Below are 2,842 nucleotides of genomic sequence, written 5' to 3' on the forward strand. Positions count from 1 at the left end.
CAACAGGGCAATTGAACTCGGTCACAAGGTTCATCCAGAATTTTTAGAGCTTCTGAAACAGTACAGAAAATAATTAGTTGACGGGTCAATCTTCAAATTCTTATTTTGCAATAATCTTCATTTTAAGATATAAAAGAACTAAAGATTATGCTAAAAAACATCAATAGAAAAGATATATACAACATCTTAACTTCAAAACATCTCATCTCAGAAAAACAAATCATAGAAATCGAGCAAAGCAGGGCTTCTTCTCAAAAAGAAATAGAAGATATAATTCTGGATATGCATATCTTGTCTGAAGAACAATTTTTAAAAACATTGGCAGACTACTTAGAAATAGAATTTGTTAAGATAGACCCTCTGGAAATAGATTTTGGTGTAGTTACAGAAACAGTACCTGCCAAATTTGCTAAAGCCTATGGATTTATACCAACAAAAAAACAGGATGATATATTGACAATCGCTGTTTCTAACCCGTTCTTACAATATCCATTCTATGACATTGAAAAAATCACAGGATTAAAGGTTAAAATCGTTCTTTGCACAAGACAAAATATAAAAAGTGTATTTAATATGACCTACGGCTTGAGGGATTCGTTATCCGCTGCAGAACAGGAAATGATACTCAAGGGAAAAATCAGCACTGTAGATCTGGGGAATCTGGAACGCTTGAATAGAGACCTACAAATTTCAGGTAACCTAGACCATTTCTCACAGCCTATCATTCAATCGGTAAACCATCTTTTTTATTATGCCTTCGACCAGAGAGCAAGTGATATTCATCTTGAACCAAAAAGGGACTTTAGTGTCGTTCGTTTCAGAATTGACGGGATTTTGCACAACGTTTATATGCTTAAAAAGGTGATTTACAATGCCATAATTTCTCGAATCAAGATTATGGCTGGTATAAATATTGCGGAAAGGCGTCGTCCGCAGGACGGCAGGATAAAAATCATTCACAAAGAACAAGAGATAGAGCTTCGTGTTTCTACAGTCTCAACTGCATTCGGTGAAAAGGTGGTATTGAGGATATTTGACCCTGACATCTTGCTGCAAGATATCGATGCACTGGGATTTTCTCGTAAAGATTCAGCACTATTTGATGAATTCATCCATCATCCATACGGAATAATACTGGTAACAGGGCCAACCGGAAGCGGTAAAACCACAACTTTATATTCTGCTTTAAATAAAATCAGCAGTACCGAGATAAATATCTGTACCATTGAAGACCCAATTGAACTTGTCCATGAAATGTTCAATCAGGTGGCTGTGAATCCACAGATTGACCTGACCTTTGGAAGTGTTTTACGAACCATGCTCAGGCAGGATCCTGACATTATTATGGTTGGCGAGATCCGTGATACAGAAACAGTCCAGAACGCTATCCAGGCTGCACTTACCGGGCATCTTGTTTTCAGTACACTCCATACAAACGATGCTCCAACGGCAATCACGCGTCTCATTGATATGGGTGGGCAACCATTTTTAATTGCTTCTACATTGATAGGCGTAGTGGCACAACGTCTGGTCCGAAAAATATGCCCGCATTGTAAGGTATCATTTGAGGTGAAAGAAGAAGACCTGAAGAAAACACTGGAAGTTGACTTGAATAAAAAAAGGAATATCATATTGCATAGGGGTAAGGGCTGTCTTGAATGCAGGGGAACAGGGTACTTAGGCAGAACAGCCGTTTTTGAAATAATGAAAGTAAATGATGATATTCGTGAATTAGCAAAAAACAAAACACCTTCTAATGAAATCCGCAAAGCAGCCTTGAAAAACGGTATGGTTACGCTCCGGGACAATGTATTAAAGAAACTTTTCAAAGGTATAACCACAACCGAAGAAGCTGCGAAAATAATAAAGGGGATTTAAAAGGTTTAATCAGCAGTACTTTCACATAAAGCATGCAACCATATGTTCTTTGTTACCCATAAGCTTCGGGGTCTCTTTAATGCACCTCATGTCTCTCCTGTCACATCTTGGATAATAATGACAACCACCTTCGAATGTTTGCACCTCATCGCCTTCCCTCCTGGTAAATTCACCTTTAATCGAATCAATGAGCATTTTCGTATAAGGATGCAAGGGTCTATAAAAAACCTCTTCTTTTTGTCCTATTTCAAGAACCTTCCCTTTATACATAACCATAATCTCATCAGAAATAAATCTCACAACATTAAGGTCATGGGAAACAAACAACATAGATATATCAGCACTTTCTCTGATGTCAATAAACAGGTTGACTATCTGCGCCTGTATCGATACATCCAGAGATGAAACAGGTTCATCGGCTATAACGAGAATCGGATCCGTTGCGAGCGCCCTTCCTATTGCCACTCTCTGCCTCTGACCTCCACTCATCTCATGGGGATATTTATTCACGAAATCCTCATCAAGCCCAACACTTTTGAAAATCTCCATCACTTTATCCCTTACATCCTTCTTGGGAACAATATTATGAAACAAAATAGGTTCTGCTATTGTCTCATATACCTTCTTCCTTGGATTTAAAGATGAATAAGGGTCTTGAAAGATGATCTGCATATCCTTTCTTAACCCTTTGAGTTCATTTCTTCCCATGTTTCCCAGGTTGTTTCCTAAAAATGTCACTGTTCCGTTATCCGGTACTTCAAGCAGCAACACACATCTCGCCAAGGTGCTCTTTCCTGAACCACTTTCACCAACAACACCTAAGGTTTTCCCTTTCTCAAGTTCAAATGATACGTCATCAACTGCCTTTATTATCTCTCTTTTTATTGAGAAGGCTGTTTTCCTTACTTCGTATATCTTTTTTAATTCTGATACAGATAACACCTTACCCATCTCTCATCCTTTA

At 38.1% G+C, this 2,842-nt stretch carries 2 protein-coding genes; one reads left to right on the forward strand and one right to left on the reverse strand.

Features of this window, described 5'->3' with window-relative positions:
* Window positions 1–147: 147 nt before the first annotated feature.
* On the forward strand, window positions 148–1,878 hold the full coding sequence (locus tag NTU69_06110; protein ID MCX5803095.1) for an ATPase, T2SS/T4P/T4SS family: 1,731 nt from the start codon (window positions 148–150) through the stop codon (window positions 1,876–1,878).
* Window positions 1,879–1,899: 21 nt separating this feature from the next.
* On the opposite strand, the gene NTU69_06115 is transcribed toward NTU69_06110, so the two are convergent.
* Window positions 1,900–2,829 carry an ATP-binding cassette domain-containing protein gene (locus NTU69_06115; GenBank protein ID MCX5803096.1) on the reverse strand — a complete coding sequence of 310 codons (930 nt, stop codon included), beginning with the start codon at window positions 2,827–2,829 and terminating at the stop codon, window positions 1,900–1,902.
* Between the last annotated feature and the right edge of the window lie 13 nt (window positions 2,830–2,842).

This window comes from Pseudomonadota bacterium (assembly GCA_026388215.1).
Taxonomy (GTDB): domain Bacteria; phylum Desulfobacterota; class Syntrophorhabdia; order Syntrophorhabdales; family Syntrophorhabdaceae; genus JAPLKF01.